At 65.3% G+C, this 18,432-nt stretch carries 19 protein-coding genes; 4 read left to right on the plus strand and 15 right to left on the minus strand.

Annotated elements, in window-relative coordinates; genetic code table 11:
• Nucleotides 1–46: 46 nt before the first annotated feature.
• From kdsB to CGS25_RS06690, 6 genes are read right to left on the minus strand one after another with little or no spacing between them, the layout of a single operon-like run.
• Nucleotides 47–805 (minus strand): 3-deoxy-manno-octulosonate cytidylyltransferase, encoded by a 759-nt coding sequence (gene kdsB, locus CGS25_RS06665; RefSeq protein ID WP_101674988.1) that lies wholly within the window; start codon nt 803–805, stop codon nt 47–49.
• Nucleotides 802–1,800, minus strand: coding sequence for a tetraacyldisaccharide 4'-kinase (lpxK, locus tag CGS25_RS06670; protein WP_101674989.1), 999 nt, complete (start codon nt 1,798–1,800; stop codon nt 802–804). The genes kdsB and lpxK overlap by 4 nt, the downstream gene beginning before the upstream one ends.
• Complete coding sequence (msbA, locus tag CGS25_RS06675) at nt 1,793–3,541, minus strand: lipid A export permease/ATP-binding protein MsbA (protein ID WP_089032454.1); 1,749 nt, start codon at nt 3,539–3,541, stop codon at nt 1,793–1,795. The genes lpxK and msbA overlap by 8 nt, the downstream gene beginning before the upstream one ends.
• On the minus strand, nt 3,538–3,963 hold the full coding sequence (locus CGS25_RS06680) for an ExbD/TolR family protein (RefSeq protein WP_089032455.1): 426 nt from the start codon (nt 3,961–3,963) through the stop codon (nt 3,538–3,540). Before CGS25_RS06680 ends, msbA begins: the two co-directional genes overlap by 4 nt.
• Nucleotides 3,960–4,589 (minus strand): MotA/TolQ/ExbB proton channel family protein, encoded by a 630-nt coding sequence (locus CGS25_RS06685; RefSeq protein ID WP_089032456.1) that lies wholly within the window; start codon nt 4,587–4,589, stop codon nt 3,960–3,962. The genes CGS25_RS06680 and CGS25_RS06685 overlap by 4 nt, the downstream gene beginning before the upstream one ends.
• Nucleotides 4,590–4,603: 14 nt before the next feature.
• Nucleotides 4,604–6,835, minus strand: a complete 2,232-nt coding sequence (locus CGS25_RS06690; protein WP_101674990.1) for a DNA internalization-related competence protein ComEC/Rec2 — start codon at nt 6,833–6,835, stop codon at nt 4,604–4,606.
• A 187-nt stretch (nt 6,836–7,022) separates the two neighbouring features.
• Between CGS25_RS06690 and CGS25_RS06695 the strand changes: the two genes are divergently transcribed.
• Nucleotides 7,023–7,553, plus strand: coding sequence for a DUF2062 domain-containing protein (locus CGS25_RS06695; RefSeq protein WP_089032458.1), 531 nt, complete (start codon nt 7,023–7,025; stop codon nt 7,551–7,553).
• A 185-nt stretch (nt 7,554–7,738) separates the two neighbouring features.
• Here the strand turns inward: CGS25_RS06695 and CGS25_RS06700 are convergent, their stop codons facing one another.
• Together CGS25_RS06700 and CGS25_RS06705 are read right to left on the minus strand one after the other, a co-directional pair.
• Nucleotides 7,739–8,425 carry an ABC transporter ATP-binding protein gene (locus tag CGS25_RS06700; RefSeq protein ID WP_089032459.1) on the minus strand — a complete coding sequence of 229 codons (687 nt, stop codon included), beginning with the start codon at nt 8,423–8,425 and terminating at the stop codon, nt 7,739–7,741.
• Nucleotides 8,418–9,653 carry a lipoprotein-releasing ABC transporter permease subunit gene (locus CGS25_RS06705; RefSeq protein WP_089034524.1) on the minus strand — a complete coding sequence of 412 codons (1,236 nt, stop codon included), beginning with the start codon at nt 9,651–9,653 and terminating at the stop codon, nt 8,418–8,420. Before CGS25_RS06705 ends, CGS25_RS06700 begins: the two co-directional genes overlap by 8 nt.
• Nucleotides 9,654–9,891: 238 nt before the next feature.
• Between CGS25_RS06705 and CGS25_RS19110 the strand changes: the two genes are divergently transcribed.
• From CGS25_RS19110 to CGS25_RS06720, 3 genes are all read left to right on the plus strand, one after another.
• Nucleotides 9,892–10,551, plus strand: coding sequence for a hypothetical protein (locus CGS25_RS19110; protein WP_198588711.1), 660 nt, complete (start codon nt 9,892–9,894; stop codon nt 10,549–10,551).
• A 97-nt stretch (nt 10,552–10,648) separates the two neighbouring features.
• Nucleotides 10,649–11,677, plus strand: a complete 1,029-nt coding sequence (locus CGS25_RS06715) for an agmatine deiminase family protein (protein ID WP_101674991.1) — start codon at nt 10,649–10,651, stop codon at nt 11,675–11,677.
• A gap of 5 nt (nt 11,678–11,682) precedes the next feature.
• A complete protein-coding gene (locus CGS25_RS06720; RefSeq protein ID WP_101674992.1) occupies nt 11,683–12,585 on the plus strand; it encodes a carbon-nitrogen hydrolase in 903 nt (300 codons plus the stop codon).
• A gap of 33 nt (nt 12,586–12,618) precedes the next feature.
• Here CGS25_RS06720 and tusA read toward each other — a convergent pair whose 3' ends face one another.
• From tusA to CGS25_RS06755, 7 genes are all read right to left on the minus strand, one after another.
• The gene (gene tusA / locus CGS25_RS06725) at nt 12,619–12,864 is read right to left on the minus strand and encodes a sulfurtransferase TusA (protein WP_101674993.1); all 246 of its coding nucleotides are present in this window, start codon (nt 12,862–12,864) and stop codon (nt 12,619–12,621) included.
• The gene (locus CGS25_RS06730; protein WP_232802292.1) at nt 12,861–14,093 is read right to left on the minus strand and encodes an MFS transporter; all 1,233 of its coding nucleotides are present in this window, start codon (nt 14,091–14,093) and stop codon (nt 12,861–12,863) included. Before CGS25_RS06730 ends, tusA begins: the two co-directional genes overlap by 4 nt.
• Entirely contained in the window at nt 14,083–15,120 is a 1,038-nt protein-coding gene (gene rlmM / locus CGS25_RS06735; protein ID WP_101674994.1) for a 23S rRNA (cytidine(2498)-2'-O)-methyltransferase RlmM, read from the minus strand. The genes CGS25_RS06730 and rlmM overlap by 11 nt, the downstream gene beginning before the upstream one ends.
• 210 nt (nt 15,121–15,330) lie before the next feature.
• A complete protein-coding gene (gene purU / locus CGS25_RS06740) occupies nt 15,331–16,203 on the minus strand; it encodes a formyltetrahydrofolate deformylase (RefSeq protein ID WP_101674995.1) in 873 nt (290 codons plus the stop codon).
• Complete coding sequence (locus CGS25_RS06745; protein WP_101674996.1) at nt 16,190–17,251, minus strand: AraC family transcriptional regulator; 1,062 nt, start codon at nt 17,249–17,251, stop codon at nt 16,190–16,192. Before CGS25_RS06745 ends, purU begins: the two co-directional genes overlap by 14 nt.
• A gap of 104 nt (nt 17,252–17,355) precedes the next feature.
• Nucleotides 17,356–17,952 carry a 2-hydroxychromene-2-carboxylate isomerase gene (locus tag CGS25_RS06750; protein WP_101674997.1) on the minus strand — a complete coding sequence of 199 codons (597 nt, stop codon included), beginning with the start codon at nt 17,950–17,952 and terminating at the stop codon, nt 17,356–17,358.
• 2 nt (nt 17,953–17,954) lie between these two features.
• Nucleotides 17,955–18,371 carry a PaaI family thioesterase gene (locus CGS25_RS06755; protein WP_232802294.1) on the minus strand — a complete coding sequence of 139 codons (417 nt, stop codon included), beginning with the start codon at nt 18,369–18,371 and terminating at the stop codon, nt 17,955–17,957.
• Between the last annotated feature and the right edge of the window lie 61 nt (nt 18,372–18,432).

An 18,432-nucleotide genomic window follows, 5' to 3' on the forward strand; every position in this document is an offset into this window, starting at 1 on the left:
TTCTCCGATGGCGGCTGTCGGAACGTCCGCGCCACAGCCCCGCCGATCACGGTTGCGCCGCCAGCCAATCGCGCATGCGTCGCAGATCATCCTCGGTGTCGACCCCGCCGGGAACCGGCTCCCGGGCTTCCGCCACATGAATCGCCACACCGTTGGCCAGCGCGCGCAGTTGCTCCAGGGATTCCAGCCGTTCCAGTTCCGCCGGCGCCCAGGCCACGAAGTCATGCAAGAAGCCGACCCGGTAGGCGTAGATGCCGATGTGCCGCCACCAACGGCCGCCGGCAAGGTCATCCCGGTCACGGGCGAAACCGTCCCGGTGCCAGGGAATCGGCGCGCGGGAAAAATACAGCGCCCGGCCCGAGGCGTCGAACACCACCTTGCAGATATTGGGGTTGAACAGATCCTCGGCCTGCTCAATGGGCTCGCACAGGGTGGCCATGCGGCACCGCGGGTTGGCGGCCAGATTCTCCGCCACCTGATCGATCACCGCTGGCGGGATCAGGGGTTCGTCGCCCTGAACGTTGACGATGATGTCGTCGTCATTCAGCTTCAAGGTGGCGGCCACTTCCTGCAGGCGGTCGGTGCCCGAAGGATGATCGCCCCGCGTCATCACCACCGGCACCACGCCGTCCAGGGCGTCGCGCACGCGTGTGTCGTCGGTGGCCACCAACACCTTCAGGGCGCGGCTTTGCTGGCAGCGGCGCGCCACCCGCGCCACCATCGGCTGGCCGGCGATGTCCGCCAGAGGCTTGCCCGGCAAACGGGACGAGGCGAAGCGCGCCGGCACCACCACGTAGTAACTCATGCGGTTTCCTTTTTACTGGTTTGGCCGAGGGCACGGTCGAGGATCGCGTCCAGAACACCATCGGGCAGCACCGCCCGCACCGGCAGCATCCATAAATGGGGATTGTCGAAGCCCTGGCATTTTACCGCGTCTTTCTCGGTCATGATCACCGGCCGCTGATCACCGAAATCCAGTTCCTTCGGCGAGAATCGGTGGTGATCGGGGAAGGCGTGGTGGGTCACCGCCAGCCCCAGACGCTCCAGGCTCAGAAAGAAGCGCTGTGGGTGGCCGATGCCGGCCACCCCGTGAACCGCGCCGAAACGGGTGTGGAAGCGCTCGGCGGCCACCCGCTCGCCGTCGTGCAGGCGGATCAGGCTGTCGGCCACCAGGTGCATGGCGCTGGCGCCGGGCCAGTCGCCGCCATTGGCGATCACGAAATCCACCAGGCCCAGGCGCTCGGCGGGTTCACGCAATGGCCCCGCCGGCAGGCAGCGACGGTTGCCAAGCCCGCGCCCGGCGTCGATCACCGCCACTTCGGCGGAGCGCGCCAGCGCGTAATGCTGCAGGCCGTCGTCGCTGATCACCAGATCCGGCCGCAGGCTCAGGGCTTCGTGCAAAGCCCGGTCGCGGCGCGGATCGAGAATCACCGGCACGGCCGCTCGGCGTGCGATCAGCACCGGTTCGTCGCCCACCCGGGAGGCGTCGTCGTCGCCGGTTACCCGGTAGGGGTATTGATCGACCTTGCCACCGTAGCCCCGGGAGATCACCACCACCTTCAAACCCCGCTCGGTGGCGCGTTGCGCCAGGGCGATGACCAGCGGCGTTTTGCCGGTGCCACCCACCGTGACATTGCCGATCACCAACACCGGCACTGGCGGCGCCGGCGGCCGCTGGCGGAACCGCCGCAAGCGCCGGCTCGCCACCCGGCCCACCAGCCAGCCCAGCGGCCGCAGCGGCGCCAGCCAGGGGCTGTCGTGGTACCAGCCCTTTTCGAGACGGCGCGCCAGATCAACCATTGCCGACGTCGGCGAAGTCCATTTTATAGAGCTGGGTGTAGAGGCCATTGTTCTCCAGCAGTTGCGCATGGCTGCCCTGCTCGATCAACTGCCCCTGGTCCAGTACCAGGATACGGTCGGCTTTCTCGATGGTGGAGAGCCGGTGGGCGATCACCAGGGTGGTGCGCCCTTTCATCAACCGCTCCAGCGCGCGCTGGATATGATGCTCGGATTCCGTGTCCAGCGAACTGGTCGCCTCATCGAGGATCAGGATCGGAGCGTCCTTGAGCAGCGCGCGCGCGATCGCCACCCGTTGCCGCTGGCCGCCGGAAAGCTGGGCGCCGTCCTGGCCCACGGTGGTGTCCAAGCCCTTGTCCAGATTGCAAATAAAATCCCAGGCGAAAGCGTTGCGGGCCGCCGCCTCGATGGCCGCGTCGTCGGCGCCGCGCATTTCGCCGTAGGCGATGTTGTTGCGCACCGTGTCGTTGAACAGCACCACTTTCTGGCTGACCATGGCGATCTGATGGCGCAGATGCGCCAGCTTATAGTCAGCCAGGGGCACGCCATCAAGCAGCACCTGGCCCTGGTCCGGGTCAAAAAAGCGCGGCAGCATCGCCGAAATCGTACTTTTGCCGGCACCGGAGCGGCCCACCAGCGCCACCGTTTCTCCACTTTTCATGGAGAAACTGAGGTTATTCAGCACCGGCTGGGCCGGGTCATAGCCAAAGCTGACATTGCGGAATTCGATATTGCCCTGGGTGCGCGCCAACTCGCGGCTGCCGTCGTCGGGCTCGGCGGGGCGGTCCATCAACTCAAACAGCGAGGCGGCCCCGGTCAGGCCACGTTGGATCTTCACGTTCACGTCGGTAAGCTGCTTAAGCGGCTTCTGCACCATGCCCGCCGCGGCGATGTACGACAGAAAACCGCCAACGGTGAGGTTTTCGCCCATCAGCGTGATGTACAGGTAGGTGATCACGCCAATGCCCACCGCCACGAACAGTTGCACGATCACCGTGGAGGCGATCTTACTGGCGTTGAGTTTGGTGTTCTGACGCGCAAAGCGGCGGCTGACGGTATGAAAACGGTCGCCCTCGAGTTTCTGGCCACCGAAAATCTTAACCGCCTGATTGCCTTCGATGGCTTCACCCAGGTACTGGGTGATGTTGCCCATGGACGCCTGAATGCGCCGGCTGATCTTGCGAAAACGCTTGCTGGTCAGATTCACCACCAGCCCGATCACCGGGGCCACCACCAGCAGAATCAGCGTCAGTTTCCAGTTCTGCCAGAACAGAAAACCGAGCAACCCGATCACCGACAACCCCTCGCGCACCATCACCATGATGGCATCGGTGCCGGCGCTGGTAACCTGCTGGGCGTCGAAGATGATTTTCGACATGATGCGCCCGGAGGCATTGTTGTTGTACTCCGCCTGGGGCAGACGAAGCACATGGCCAAACACCTCGTTGCGCAGCCGGTAGACGATTTCCTGGGCCACCCAGGCCAGCGAATAGCTGCCCATGAATTGCCCCACGCCCTGGGCCAGCGCCAGGGCCAGCGGCGCGATCGACACCACCAGCACCCGCGCCGGCGTGGGATTGACCACCGTCTCACCCAGGTAGCCGGCCAATTGCGCCGCCGCCGCCTGGGTGGCGGCATAGATGGCGTACCCGAACACACTGGCCAATAGAATCAGCCAGTGCGGCTTAACGTAAGCAAGCAAACGTTTGTAGGTCTGCCAGGAATCATCCGGTAGTTGGCTCATTCGCCCTCTTCAACCGCTTCACGGGTGGTGAGCGACAGCTTATCAAAGCCCAGTTGTCCCGCCACATCCATCACCCGTACCACCGCCTGATAACTGGCGTTGGCGTCGGCGGTGATGATCATCGGCAAGGTGGTTTTCTCCTGGCCCAGTCGTAACAGGGCCGAACGCAGGGCGCTGTCGCTGCTTTCCGCCAGCTTCTCGCCATTGATCACGTATTCGCCCAGCGGCGATACCAGAATCTGCACCGCACCGGCCTCGTTTTCCGCCGCTATGCCCTTGGCTTCCGGCAGCGTCAGCGAAAGCTGAGTCTCACGGGTGAAGCTGGTGGACACCATAAAGAAAATCAACAGCAGAAACACCACATCAATCAGTGGCGTCAGATCCATGCCGGCCGGTTCCTGACGGGGCCGGGGAAACCTCACGGGGCGCTCCCGGGGGCCGGCTCGCGATCGCCGTGCACCAGATCGACCAGCCGCACCGCGTTCTGTTCCATGCCGACGGTGATCTCCTCCACGCGACGCAGGAAGAAGCGGTGAAAGAACACCGCCGGAATCGCCACCATCAAACCCGCCGCGGTGGTCAGCAAGGCCTGGGAAATGCCGCCGGCGAGTTGGGCCGCGTCGCCGGTGCCGTGGATCATAATCGCGGCGAACACCGTGATCATGCCCATCACCGTGCCCAGCAGCCCCAGCAACGGCGCGATGGTGGCGATGGTACCCAGAGTGGAGAGATACTTCTCCAGCTCATGGACCACCGCCGCGGCTTCCTCCTGAATGCTCTCTTTCATGATCTCCCGACCGTGCCGGGCGTTGATCAGGCCGGTGGCGAGAATGCGCCCCAGCGGCGACTCATCGCGCAGCTGCTTGAGGCGCTGGCCGTTAAGCTGGCTCTTCTTCAGCCAGTCGCGCACCTGAGGCAAGGTCCGCGGCGGTGCCAGCCGGGAAGGCCGCAGTGTCCAGAAGCGCTCCGCCACGATCGCCAGGGCGACCACTGAACAAATCAGGATCGGGAGCATCATCCAGCCCCCGGACTGCACAAGATCCTGCACGAATCGATCCCCTTTCACAAAAGATCAAAGACATCCGAACCGGGCCGATGCCAGGGCCGGCCATGGTCGAAACGCCACTTTGTTATAAGCGCGGCATTATCAAGGCCACCCAGGCGAAACACAATCATGCCATCCCGGTCGGTGCGCAGAAGCGTGACCCCTGCCTCCCGAAGGCGGTGTATCACCGCCCCGTTGGGATGGCCAAAGCGATTCGCGTAGCCCGCCGACGCCACCGCCCAACGCGGCTCAAGCGCGGCGATCCAAGCGGCGGTATTGGCGCTGGCACTGCCGTGGTGGGCCAGTTGCAGCACCGTCACCGGCGCCACCGATCCAAGCAGACGGTATTCCACCTGATCGGTGATGTCGCCGGTCAGCAACGCGCTGGCGCCGGCCGCCTGCACGCGCAGCACGCAACTGGCCGCGTTGCCCCGCCAGGCGCCCGACCGCGGCGGCCACACCACCGTGAACAGCACGCCGTCAAATTGCCAGCGTTGGCCCGCCAGGCACTGGCCCGCGCCGGGCACGCGATCCGGTTCCCCGCTCAACAGCCGGCCGACCTCCGTCAGGTCCGCCAGGCCCCCCGCGTGGTCGCTGTCGCCATGGCTGACCAGGGTCAGGGTTGGGGTGCGCCGCTGCTCACGCAGCCACGGCACCAGCACCCGCCGCGCGGCGGAACCGCCCGGCCAACCCGGGCCCACATCGTAGAGCAGTACATGGTGGCGGGTGCGCAGGGCAATGGCCTGCCCCTGCCCGACCTCGAACACCACCATGTCCACCTGGCCCGGGCCGGGCAAATCCATCGCTGGCAACCACCAGGGCAGCAACCACAGCGGCAACAACCGGCGCGGCCAGGGCCAGGCCGGCAACAGCATCAACAGGCCGGCGCCGAGCAGCGCCAAGGCCGCCACCGCCGATAACGGCGGCAGTGACGGTGCCGGCCAGCTCTGCATGGCCTCCATGATCGCGGTCGCCAATTCCACCCCGCTGGCGGCAGCCAGCAGCAAGCCGCTGTGATCGAACAATGCGCCGAGCAGAGCCAGCGGCACCACCAGCAGGCTGAACAACGGCACCAGCACCAGGTTGGCCAGCGGGCTCCACCAGCCCCAGGCGTCGAACAACCAGCCGCTAAGCGCCGCCATCAGCGTCGGCAGGGCCACCATCACCGGCCAGCGGCCGCCCGCGCCGGTCAGCAGGGTGATCGCCGCCACCGCCGAGAACGACAACCACAGCCCCTCCGAGAGGGCCGCCAGCGGATCGATCAACAGCACCACCACCAGGGCCATCGCCAGCACCTTGCCAGCGGGCAAGGCCCGCCGGCGCCAGCGGCACACCGCCAGCACCACCACCATGATCAGCGCGCGCCGGGTAGGCACCGCGAACCCGGCCAGCGCGGCGTAGCCGGCGGCACCGGCGAGCGCCGGCCACCACGCCAATTGTTGCAACGCCACCGCCCGCGCCGGCCGGATCAAGCACTGCGCCAGCGGCGCCAGCACGGCGCGCCCCAGCCCCCAGAGAAGGGCCACCACCAGGCTCAGGTGCAACCCCGAGATGGCCAGCAAGTGCGCGGTGCCCAGCTCACGGAACAGAGACCAGAGCGGCTCGTCAATGCCGCGCCGATCGCCGGCCACCAGCGCCGGGATCACCGCCGCGCCCAACGGGCTGCGCGACAACCGATCAAACAACCGCGCCGAGAGCCGTTCACGCAGAACGGCCAGGCCGCCCTGCCCCGGCCGGCGCTGCGCCACCGTCAGCAAGGCGCCGCGTCCATCAATGCCCTGACTCAAGTCAATGCGAGTCCGATCCACGCCGCTCTGGTTGTACCAGCCATGGGGAAAATAAAGACGCACCTCGCCCTGAAAGCGATCACCGGCCCCGAGAACCGGCAGCGGCGCCCAGGACGACACCCGCACCCGATGCCAGCCCGGCCAGCGGCCCGCGTTATCGGTAAGGCGAACCCGCAGTTGCAAACGCTGATGCCGCATCGGTTCACCGTAGCGGAAAGCCGTTTCGGTCACCGGCAGCCCTTCCACCCGAGCCTGCACCGCCAGAGTGACGCCGTTGAGCGCTTCCGGCAGCCGCGCTGCAAGCCCGTGGTGCAAGGCCACCAGCCCATGCAGCCAGCACAACAAAAGCACCAGCCCAAACCGCCAACGCCGCCTGATCAGCACCGGCGCCGCCAGCAACGGCCACGGGCTACCCGACCAGACCGCCGCCACCAGGGCCGCGGCACCGCACCACCATCGCATCCTTGCTCCGGGTCTTGTTATCATCAACGCCCCGCCGGCGTCGACAGAGTGGAATCAGCGGCCCGCCGGTGGCTCTGGGGCGAACTTCATGCCTTGGCGGCCGCTCCGAACCCAATCAGTTTGTAGGCGTTTGCCGCCGCCGGCGGCATAATGGCGCCGGCCTACCGCACCCGGGACCGCGATCTCCATGCCGAAACGGTTATTCCGCAAATATCTGCCTTCGCCGGAACGCCTCAAGGGCCATAAAGCCCTGGGCTTTCTTGGCGGCATTCTGTCGGACCCCAATCTCTGGCATATCAATCGGCGTTCGCTCTCCGGGGCGGCCTTTATCGGCGTGTTCACCGGCTTGCTGCCGATCCCCATGCAAATGGGCCTGGCCGCCCTGCTGGCGCTGCGCTTTCACTGCAACCTGCCCCTTTCGGTGGTGCTGGTGTGGCTCTCCAATCCGCTCACCTATGTGCCGATTTTCTACTTCACCTACCGGGTCGGCACCTGGATGCTCGGCATGACACCGAGCCCACCCCACGGCATCGACGTCGCCTGGTTCGTGCAGCAGTTGGTGCCGCTGTGGGCCGGTTCCCTGGTCTGCGCGGTGACCGGCGGCCTGCTGGCGTTTCTCACCGTGCGCCTGTTCTGGCGCCTGGCGGTGATTCGCAGCTGGAACCTGCGCGCCCGCTACCGGCGCAGAAAACGCACCCGCCCCAAAGATGGGGAGTAAAAAAGAGTTTTCAGTTTTCAGTTTTCAGTAAAAGACGCCGCCCGGAGAGGCGTGTTGTCTTACTGAAAACTGAAAACTGAAAACCGATCCTACCCCCAAAAGGGCGTTGGCGGTGTCCGCAGGGATAGGAAAATAACCGAAGAGAAACGCTCGTAACGATGTCAGCCAGGCGCCATGACGGCGTGTCAGTCCGCGCGCCTTAACAAACCGTCATGGAGTTCGTGCCGGGTGTGGCAGCGGCTGGCGAAATGATGGTTGTGGGTGACCAGCAGAAAGGCGGTGCCGAGGCGCTGGTTCAGTTCCAGCATCAAGTCCTGAACCTGATCGGCGGTGCGTTCATCCAGATTGCCAGTGGGTTCGTCGGCGAGCACCAGCGCCGGGTCGGTGACCAGCGCCCGGGCAATCGCCACGCGCTGACGCTCGCCGCCACTGAGCGTGGCCGGCTTATGGGTGGTGCGTTGTCCCAGGCCGACCTGCTCCAGCAGCGGGGCGGCGCGTTCCGCGGCCTGCTTGGGGTGGGTGCCCCGGATCAGCAAGGGCATGGCCACGTTTTCCAGGGCGGTGAACTCGGGCAGCAGGTGGTGGAACTGATACACGAACCCCAGATAACGGTTGCGAATGCGCCCCAGCGCGCGGTCGCCAAGCCCGGCCAGCGCCTGGCCGCCGATCGCCACGCTGCCATCGCTGGGGGTATCCAGCCCGCCCAGCAGGTTGAGCAAGGTGGATTTGCCGGAGCCGGAGGCACCGATAATGGCCGCCATGTCGCCGCGCGCCACGGTCAGCTCCACGCCGCTGAGCACCTCCAACATGCCAGCGCCTTCCTGATAGCGTTTTTTCAGCCCGCGCGCGGCCAGCACCGCTTCATCATTCATAACGCAACGCCTCCGCCGGCTGTACCCGGCTGGCCCGCCACGAAGGGTAAAGCGTTGCCGAGAAACTGATCAGCATGGCGATCGCCACGATCACGCTGACGTCGCTCCACTGCAGTTCCGAAGGCAGATAATTGACGAAATAAGCATCGAAAAGCCGGGTGTTGAAGGTGGCCTCCACCCAGGCCGCCACTTCGCTGACATTGCTGGCCAGCAGCACCCCCAGGGCGGTGCCGGCGATGGTTCCGGCCAGGCCGATCACGGTGCCCTGAACCATGAAAATACGCATGATGGTGCCCGGTGAGGCGCCCAGGGTACGCAACACGGCAATGTTGCCGCGCTTTTCGGTGACCAGCATCACCTGGCTGGAAATGATATTGAACGCGGCCACCGCGACAATGAAGCTGAGCAACAGCGTCATCATGGTCTTTTCCATCTTGATGGCCTGGAACAGATTGCCATGGGTGCGGGTCCAGTCGGTGGTGTAATAGGCCTCACCCAGCCCCTGTTGCAATTGCCAGCCCACCTCCGGAGCGGCGAACAGATCGCTGAGACGCAGGTGCACCCCTTCCACGGTACCGGGCTGGTGCTGCAGGCGCGCGGCATCGTCAACGTTGATGTACGCGTACAGGCCGTCCACTTCCGCCCGGGCGCGGAAAATGCCGACCACATCGAATCGTTTAAAGCGCGGCATCACCCCCGCCGGCGACACCGTCGCCTCGGGCAACACCAGAGTGATTTTGTCGCCCACGTCGGCGTCCAGCTTGCGCGCCACGCCATAGCCGAGCACCACACCGAAAGCGCCGGGTTTCAAGGCTTCCAGATTGCCCTGCCACATCATATCGCCGACGATCGAGACCTTGCGCTCCGACGCCGGCTCCACGCCGTTGATCAACGCCCCGGCCACGTTGCCCTTGTGGGTCAGCATGCCTTCCAGCTGCAGAAACGGCGCCGCCGCTTCCACGCCCGGATAACCCTGCACCCGGTCGGCCAGCGCCTGCCAGTCGCGCACCGGTTCACGGCCATGCACGGAGAGGTGAGTGACCATCCCCAGGATGCGGGTCTGCAGCTCCCGGTCGAAGCCGTTCATCACCGACAATACGGTGATCAAGACGGCGACACCGAGCATCAGCCCGAGCGCGGAGATCAGGGTAATCACTGAGATAAAGCTGTTACGGGCACGGGCGCCGGTGTAGCGCAGCCCTACAAACAGTGCAAAAGGTCGGAACATGGCGCGCATTTAAGCATTAAAATCGACAGACACGCCAGCCGCTTTGTGACTGGCATCCAAGACCACGGCGCCCGCTGCTGCTGTAATCATGCACGGCATCGCGGTGGCCCGCAGCATTGACCACCGCCGATGACCAGAGGTTCAACCATCGCGACCCGGGGATAACAAATCGGGCGGTGGCATTGCTATCATGGAGGCTCGGCGTCCGAGCGCCGGTTTATTCAATTGGGGAACGACCATGACGATCAAATTCACCGCCCTGGCGCTGGCCATCAGCTTGCTCGTGCCCTTCACCGCCCGCGCCGCCGACGTGCCGGAGCGCGGCATGAGCCAGCAACAGGTGCGCGAGCGCTTCGGCACGCCGGGGCGGGTACAGCCCGCGGTCGGCCAGCCGCCGATCACCCGCTGGCATTACCCGGGCTTTACCGTCTACTTCGAAAACGACCGTGCCTTGCATACGGTGATGGAACAGGCCGACGCCGGCGCCAGCGCCGCCGACCCGCGGGCCGGTGCGGTGCGGGTCGATCCGCGCTTATCCCAGGAGGCGCCGCAGCCGGGCGCCGGGCAAGAACAGCGGCCGCCGCCGGTGACTGAACCCCGCGAGTCGGCGCCGCGCGAGCCCCAGGATGAGCGCTCGTCGCCAGCGGATTCAACCGCCGATGAGCGGGCCCGGGAGTCGATGAGTTCGCCGGCCGGCCGCACGCCCCGCGCCGAACTCGACGATCCGCGACAGGACCAGACCGGGGGCGCTCGCTACGACGCCGCCAGCGGTCGCATCATCACCACTGAGGAAAGCACGCCTGACACGGTGCGCCCCGATGGCGACGGCACGCCGCCGGTGGCGACCCCGAACGGGGGCAGCCTGGTGCCGGTCACCAACCCGGGGGACGCGCCCTGACCCGCCGGCCGGTCTTGCCGCTGGCCGGATATTGACGGCACCGGGCCTGGGTAACACAATCGCGGCGCCACCCGCTATCCATTGACCGAGCCCCGACATGCGCCGATTGCTCCCCGAATGGCACCCCCAATGGGGGGTGCTGCTGGCCTGGCCCGATGCCCGAACCGATTGGGCCGACGCCCTGGAAGACACGCAAAGCTGCTACCAGGATCTTCTCAGCGCCATTCTCGGCCATGAGCGCGTGCTGCTGGTGTGCCGCGATGCGCAAAGCGCCGACGCGGTGCGTGAACGCCTGCGCGCCGCCGACATCGGTGTTGACCGTCTGCACACCGTGATCGCCGACTACGACGACACCTGGACACGGGATTTCGGGCCGATCACCGTGCAGCAGGATGGCCAGCCCCTGCTGTTGGATTTCCGCTTCACCGGCTGGGGCGGCAAATTTGGCAGCGCCAACGACGACGCCCTCAACGCCGCCCTGCCCTGGTCGGCGGAGCGCGAAGCGGTGGACCTGGTGCTCGAAGGCGGCGCCATCGACACCGACGGCCAGGGCACCCTGCTGACCACCCGCGCCTGCCTGCTCAATCCCAATCGCAACCCGTCGTTGAATCTGGCGGAACTGGAAGCCGGCCTGAAAAAGCAGCTCGGCGTGGAGCGCATCTGGTGGTTGGAAAACGGCTACCTGGAAGGCGATGACACCGACGCCCACGTGGACACGCTGGCCCGGTTCGTCAACCCGCGCACCATCGCCTATGTGCAATGCCAGGACCGCGACGACGATCACTATCCGGCCCTGGCCGCCATGGAGCGTGAACTGCAAGCGCTGGCCGACGCCCACGGCCTGACATTGGTGGCCTTGCCGATGGCGGTGCCGCAATACAACGCCGAAGGCGAGCGGCTGCCCGCCACCTACGCCAACTTCCTGATCACCAACCGGGCGATCCTGGTGCCCACCTACCGGTGCGCCACCGACGCCGCCGCCCTGGACGCCCTCGGCGCCGTGGCCGGCGAGCGGCTGGTGGTGGGCGTGCCGTGCCGGGCGTTGATCGAGCAGCATGGCAGTTTGCACTGTGTCACCATGCAACTGCCCGAAGGCGTTCTCGACCCGACGTTCACCGAGGAGTGAGCTTTATGCGCGTCGCCGTGATCCAGCAGCACAACAGCGCCGACCTGGACGACAATCTGTCGCGCTCGATGGCGAAGATTCGCGAAGCCGCCACCGGCGGAGCCGAGCTGGTGATGCTGCAGGAACTGCATCGCAGTCTGTATTTCTGCCAGACCGAGGACACCGACGTGTTCGATCTGGCCGAGACCATCCCTGGCCCCACTACCGATGCGCTGGGCGCGCTGGCCGATGAACTGAACATCGTGATCGTCGGCAGCCTGTTCGAAAAGCGCGCCACCGGTCTGTATCACAACACCGCCGTGGTGCTTGAGCGCGATGGAACCCTGGCCGGCATTTATCGCAAGATGCACATCCCCGACGATCCCGGCTTCTATGAGAAGTTCTACTTCACTCCCGGCGACGCCACCTTCAACGACCAGCGCTCCGGCTTCACACCGATCAACACCAGCGCCGGCAAACTGGGGCTGCTGGTGTGCTGGGATCAGTGGTACCCGGAAGCGGCGCGGCTGATGGCGCTGGCCGGCGCTGAACTGTTGCTCTACCCCACCGCCATCGGCTGGGACCGCAGCGACGACAACGATGAACAGCAACGTCAGTTGGACGCCTGGATCACCGTGCAGCGCGCCCACGCCGTGGCCAACGGTGTGCCGGTGCTGGTCGCCAACCGCACCGGCTTCGAACCGGCCCCCCACACCACCCGCGACAGCGACGGCATTCAGTTCTGGGGCAACAGTTTTATTTGCGGCCCGCAGGGCGAGTATCTGGCCCACGCCGGCCAGGACGGTGAAGAGATCCTGATCGCCGACATCGACAAACGCCGCTCCGAAGACGTCCGCCGCATCTGGCCCTATCTGCGCGACCGCCGCATCGACGCCTACGGCGATCTGACCAAGCGTTACCGGGATTAACAGCGGATTCAGGATTCAGGATAGAGCCGGGCGTCAGCTCTTTTTCTTCTCAATCCAATACCGATACACCTCGCCATCGTGGCGCTGATCCAGCAATCGGTGGCCGAGAAACTGACAGAACCTGGGAATGTCGCGCTCGGTGGAGGGGTCGGTGGCGCGGACTTCAAGCACCTCGCCGGGGGCCATGTCGCGCACTTTGCCGTGCAGCAGCATGACCGGCTCGGGACAAACCAGGCCGGTGGCGTCCAGCAGGTGTTGCGCTTCGGTGGCGTCGCTCATCGCGTCTCTGCCCGTGTGTCGCTGAGTGGGGTCCAGAAAAGGGCGGCTATTATAACCAGCCCGCCGAGGGCGGCGGCAAGCAGGAAGTGGCCGCCGTAACCCAGCGCCGAGGCGCTGAATCCGCTGACCAGAGTGAACAACCCGGCGGCCAGCGGGAACAGCGAGGCCTGCAGGGTGTAATCCGTGCCCTCACTGTCACGGCGGCAATAGTCCATCATCACCACGAACAGGGCCACCGTGGACAGACCGTCGGCGAACTGCTCGAACAAGGCGGCCGGCCAGATCCAATCGCCGCTGCCTCGCGCCGCCGCCGCCCACGCCACGAACGCCAGCGCCTGCAACAGGCCGAAGCCGATCAAACCGGCGCGGCGGCTCAACCACAGCAGGCTCACTCCGCCCAGCAAAGCGCCGCCCAACCCCGCCATGGAACTGACCAGATCGAGCTGGCCGATGGCGGTCTGGCTCCAGCCCTGGTCCACCAGAAACGGCTTGATCATGCGCGAGCCAAAGCCGTCGCCGATTTTGTAGCCGATCAGCAGCACCGCCCACAGCCCCAGGCCCGGCCGGCGCCAGAAACCGGTGAACATGCGCCAGCCACCCTGACGCCGGGCCGGCATCGGCACCTGTTCCAGCGGCTCGGGAAATCGCAATACCGGAATCAGCAAGGCCAGCGTGAGCGCCGCCATCAGCAATAAGGTGGTGCGCCAGCCGAGCCAGTCGGTGGCGATCAGCAGCATCCCGCCACTGAGCATCAGGCCCACTTTATAGCCGATCACCTGAACGCTGTTGCCCGGGCCACGCAAAGACGGCCTCAGCAAACGCACCGCCAGGCCGTCGGTGGCGATGTCCTGGGTGGCGCTGGCGGCGTTGAGCAACAACAGCACCGCCAGCAACAGAGGGAAACCGGCACCGAACCAGAAGGCGCGCTCGCCCACCGCCAGCGCCAGCAACACCAGGATCACCAACGCCTGACAGGCCAGTATCCAGCGCTTGCGGTGATCCGCGCCGCCCCGGCCCAGGCGGTCGACCCAGGGCGCCCACAGGAACTTCAATACCCAGGGCACCGCCGCCAGGCCGGCCAGGCCGATCCACTCCCGCGACAGGCCGCTCTCGCGGCCCAGGGAAGGCACCGCCTCGGCGAGCAGACCGGCGGGCAGCCCCTGAAGAAAATACAGCGCCGACAAAGTGCCCAGCAGCAGCGGCGCCAGCGCGGCGCGCTCAGTGGTCACGGCGGGCGTCCACCCAGACGGTGATCTCCTCGCGGTCGTAATAGAGATGGGCGGCTTGAATCAAGGCTTGCACACCGCCCTTCTCCAACCCCTGATCCAACCGCGTCAGCAGATCGCGGCTCTCCCGGTAACGGCGCGCCATCGGCAACTTCAGGTTGAACAACGCTGTTTTCGCCCAGCCTTGCAGTAACCAGCGCTGCATCAGCGCCAGGGTGCGGGCGGGTTTGTCCACCACATCGCACACCACCAGATCCACCGGTCGCTCCGGGCGCCAGGTAAAGGCATCGGCGGAGACATGGCGTACCGGGTACTCATCCAGCAGCGCCGGCGCCAGCTTACCGTGATCGACACCGGTGACCTTGATGCCCAGGCGCGCCAGATGCCAGCTCCAGCCGCCCGGCGCGGCGCCCAGGTCGACCGCCGTGTGCACGCCATCCGGGCGACCGCGGCCAACGAACCGCAACATCGCTTCTTCCAGCTTCAGCGCCGAGCGGCTCGGCGCCTCCGGCGAGATTCGCAACCGCATCACGCCGTTCTCGGGCAGCGGCAGGGAGACAGGGCTGACACCCAGCCAGCCGTTGCGGGAGTCCTGAAAAAATAGATGCAGGCGGCGCTCGGCACGCTCACGCAACAGCCCGCCCTTGCGCAGGCGGGGCTCCAACGCCTTACGGAAACCGCGCAGAAAACGGGCCAGCTCGCGGCCATCGTTGGTGTCCGCGTGCTCCAGATACAGCTCATTGAACGGCCCCTGCTGTTGCAGCGCCGGCCACAATGCGCCAATGCGGTCCGCCTCGGGCAGCTCGGTAAAAGCGTGCGCGCAGGGGTAAAGACTGCGCGCGAAAATCAGCCCGGTGTCCAGCAGCGGCATCAACGAGCCCTGCTGGCTGTGCCACAGCACATAACCGTTGTCCCGGTCGGTACGCGGGTAACCGGCCACACCCAGATCAACGGCGCGGTCACTCAGCTCCGCGGCAAGATCGGATTCAAAACCCGGCCGGCATAGGGCCAGGAAGACTTCCTCGGACATGTTACCTCCTTTGGTAGGAGCGGCTTCAGCCGCGATCCATGCCAAGGCCAGTTAAAAGTTCAAAGTTAAAAGTTGAAAGGTCCGCACTGAAACGATCTTGCACGGCCCCACCGTTGGCATGCGTCAACCCGCGTTTCAACTTTTAACTTTCAACTTTCAACTGCGCCTCAATCGCCGCTGAAGCCGCCCCTACGAAAACGTGGCTTGCGGCTACTTAACAAAAACCACCGTCTTGTTGCCGTCGACGATCACCCGGTCTTCCAGGTGCCAGCGCACCGCGCGCAGCATTACCTGGCGTTCCACGTCCTGGCCCAGGCCACGCAGCTCCGCCGCCGAGTGCCGGTGCGACACACGCTGCACGTTCTGTTCGATGATCGGGCCCTGGTCCAGGTCCTCGGTGACGTAATGGCTGGTCGCGCCAATCAGTTTGACGCCGCGGTCGTGGGCCTGCTGGTAGGGGTTGGCGCCCACGAACGCGGGCAGGAACGAGTGGTGGATATTGATGATGCGGTGCGGGTGGCGGCTAACGAACTCAGGGCTGAGAATCTGCATGTAGCGCGCCAGCACGATCAGATCCACCTGCCCTTCCAGCAGCTCCAGCGTGCGGGCCTCGGCCTCGGCCTTGGTGTCCGCGGTGACCGGGATGTGGTGATAAGGGATGCCGAAACGCTCGACCTCGCCACGCAGATCGTCGTGATTGCTGATCACCATGGGAATCACCGCCGGCATGTCGCCCCGGGACACCCGCCACAGCAGATCCATCAAAACGTGATCGTGACGCGACACCAGGATCGCCATGCGCTTTCTGTCGTCCGCGTAGCTGATGTGCCACTGCATGCCATACCGCTGCGCCACCCGGTTGCGGAAATTGCTCTCCAGCGCGTCGCGGCTGCAATCCAGATCCGGGGTCTGGAATTCCAGACGCAGGAAAAAGCGTCCGTCTTGCTGATCGCTGGAATGCTGGTCGAAATCGGTAATGTTGGCGCCGTGGTTGTACAAAAACGTGGACACGGCACTGATGATGCCCGGCTGGTCCGGACAGGTGACCAACAGGCGCGCGGTGGCGGCGTCAGCGGGGCTCATTGATATCTCCAGGGTTCTGGCCGGAATGGCCGGGGGGTTGTCCAAACTGGTCGCGTCGGTAGGTGGCCGGGGTCATGCCGGTCCATTTCTTGAACGCCCGATGAAACGAACTGGCCTCGCTGAACCCCATCAACAGCGCGATCTCATCGATACTCAGCTCCGCCTTGGACAAATAATACACCGAGGCGTCCTTGCGGATTGAGTCCTTGATTTCCTGATAACTGGTGTTGCCGTCTTTAAGCCGGCGCCGCAGGGTCTGCGGCGTCATCTCCAGCTTTTCGCAGATCTCGGTGAAATCCGGGAAGTGATTGCCGTAATCGTTGGAGATGATCGCCCGGATCCGTGCCGGCAGGCCGACATTGTGCACGTTGCCGTCGAACAGCTGCGCCAGGGAATCGCGCAGAAACTTGGACAACGACAGTTCGTTCTGCACCAGGGGCAGATCAAGATAATGGGCCGGAAACACCACCTCGTTGCGCTCACTGTTGTAATGGGTGGGGCAGTTGAACATCAACCGGTGCTCGTCGTCCTCCCGCACCGGTTCGTAATCCAGATACACCGCTTCCGGCACCACCGCCTTGCCCACCAGCCAGCCCATGAAACGCACCGACAGGAACAGCATGGTCTCGATGATCACATCGCGAAAATCCAGACGCGGGTCAACCCGGGTGATCAGCCGGGCGTGGCCGTCCTCACGGACCAGATCGCTGTCCATGCTCAGGTTGAACAGGCTGTAAAAGCGGATGCCCCGCTCCACCGCCGCTTCCAGATTGGGGCAATTGATCACCGCGTGGGCCATCATCGAAAACGTGCCCGGTTTCGATTTGCGCCCCTGGCCGAAGCCCAGAAACTCGTCCTGGGTCTGCTCCATCACCAGCAGCATCAGCTTGATAAAGGTATCGCGTTCGATGCGCGCGTCCGGTTGTTCAAGAAGACGCCGCTCAATACCACACTGGTCGAGCAGCGCCGGGATGCTCACGCCACCCCGCGCGGCCCCCTGCAGAACCTTCACCACCCGGTGCACATTGATTGTTCTTCGCTGAATCATCGGCCATCCTGAAGCGTCACGGTACCCCGCCCTGCCCGGGCAAGCGCCCCATGATAAATAAACTGACGGCAATTGGCACAGACGTTGAGGGTTATCGGGGTGGTTTACCGGGATACTGCCCAGGCACGTTCCAGCGCGGCGGCCATGCGCTCGTTGCCCCAGTACAGCTCCCCCGCCACCACGAACGAGGGCGCGCCGAAGATTCCCCGGTCGCGGGCGGCGCCCACATCGTCGCGACAACGGTCACCGCCGCCGTCGGCCAGCGCCCGCTCAAGCGGGGCGTGATCGAGCCCGGCCTGGCGCAGGCAGGTTTCGATCACCGCGCGGGTGGCCGGGTCACGCCGTTCAGCGAATCCGGCGCGGAACACCGCTTGGCAGAACCGGCTCAACGCCGGCCCGGGCTCAACCCAGCTGGCGGTTTTGGTGGCCAGCGCACTGTTGAAGGGAAAACGCGCCGGTCGCTGCCAGGGAATCCCGTGGCGAGTAGTCTCACGTTTCAGATCCAGCCACAGATACCGGCCCCGCGCCGGGTACAGATTGAACGGGGAATCGGACCAGCCCTGCTCGGAGAAGATCGGACCCAACAGAAACGGTCGCCAGATCACCGCCACGCCGGTATCCGCGGCGGCGGCTTCCACCGTTTCGGCGGCCAGATAAGAATACGGGCTGGCGAAATCAAACCAGAACTCCAGTTCGGCCATGGCTACCTCCGCGCCACCAGCGCCAGGGTCACCGTGGCTTTGGCCACCAGCTTGCGCTCCCCGGCGGCGTCTTCGGCGAACACCTCGGACTCGGCAACGGTGATCGCCCGGCCCGCTTTGAGCACCCGCGCCACGCACACCAATGCCGCGCCCAGCGCCGGGCGCAACAGATTCACTTTGAATTCCACGGTCAGCGGCATCATGCCGTCGGCCATCATCGTGGCCGCGGCGGCGCCGGCGGTGTGATCCGCGATGGTGCCCACCACGCCGGCATGCACGTAGCCGTTTTGCTGTTGCAACTGCCGGCGAAGCGCCAGCCGCGACGTCACCTCTCCTGGTGACACGGCAACCGCTTCCACCCCCAACAATTCAAGAAAGGGCGCCTGCATCACCCACGCCAATGGCTCCGATCTGTCCACCTGAGTGCTCCCCTGATTGCGAAGCACTCAGCATTGACGATTACGGCGTCGATAGCCAGCC

Origin of the sequence: Alloalcanivorax mobilis (assembly GCF_002864685.1) — a bacterium.
GTDB classification, from domain to species: Bacteria; Pseudomonadota; Gammaproteobacteria; order Pseudomonadales; family Alcanivoracaceae; genus Alloalcanivorax; species Alloalcanivorax mobilis.

Excerpts from the sequence above, each read along its gene's own strand:
- rlmM (WP_101674994.1), bottom strand. The coding sequence starts at position 15,120 with ATGTCCGAGGAAGTCTTCCTGGCCCTATGCCGGCCGGGTTTTGAATCC.
- CGS25_RS06700 (WP_089032459.1), bottom strand. The coding sequence starts at position 8,425 with ATGAATGATGAAGCGGTGCTGGCCGCGCGCGGGCTGAAAAAACGCTAT.
- CGS25_RS06720 (WP_101674992.1), top strand. The coding sequence starts at position 11,683 with ATGCGCGTCGCCGTGATCCAGCAGCACAACAGCGCCGACCTGGACGAC.
- msbA (WP_089032454.1), bottom strand. The coding sequence starts at position 3,541 with ATGAGCCAACTACCGGATGATTCCTGGCAGACCTACAAACGTTTGCTT.
- CGS25_RS06715 (WP_101674991.1), top strand. The coding sequence starts at position 10,649 with ATGCGCCGATTGCTCCCCGAATGGCACCCCCAATGGGGGGTGCTGCTG.
- CGS25_RS06745 (WP_101674996.1), bottom strand. The coding sequence starts at position 17,251 with ATGATTCAGCGAAGAACAATCAATGTGCACCGGGTGGTGAAGGTTCTG.
- CGS25_RS06690 (WP_101674990.1), bottom strand. The coding sequence starts at position 6,835 with ATGCGATGGTGGTGCGGTGCCGCGGCCCTGGTGGCGGCGGTCTGGTCG.
- CGS25_RS06705 (WP_089034524.1), bottom strand. The coding sequence starts at position 9,653 with ATGTTCCGACCTTTTGCACTGTTTGTAGGGCTGCGCTACACCGGCGCC.
- tusA (WP_101674993.1), bottom strand. The coding sequence starts at position 12,864 with ATGAGCGACGCCACCGAAGCGCAACACCTGCTGGACGCCACCGGCCTG.
- CGS25_RS19110 (WP_198588711.1), top strand. The coding sequence starts at position 9,892 with ATGACGATCAAATTCACCGCCCTGGCGCTGGCCATCAGCTTGCTCGTG.
- kdsB (WP_101674988.1), bottom strand. The coding sequence starts at position 805 with ATGAGTTACTACGTGGTGGTGCCGGCGCGCTTCGCCTCGTCCCGTTTG.
- CGS25_RS06750 (WP_101674997.1), bottom strand. The coding sequence starts at position 17,952 with ATGGCCGAACTGGAGTTCTGGTTTGATTTCGCCAGCCCGTATTCTTAT.
- CGS25_RS06695 (WP_089032458.1), top strand. The coding sequence starts at position 7,023 with ATGCCGAAACGGTTATTCCGCAAATATCTGCCTTCGCCGGAACGCCTC.
- purU (WP_101674995.1), bottom strand. The coding sequence starts at position 16,203 with ATGAGCCCCGCTGACGCCGCCACCGCGCGCCTGTTGGTCACCTGTCCG.
- lpxK (WP_101674989.1), bottom strand. The coding sequence starts at position 1,800 with ATGGTTGATCTGGCGCGCCGTCTCGAAAAGGGCTGGTACCACGACAGC.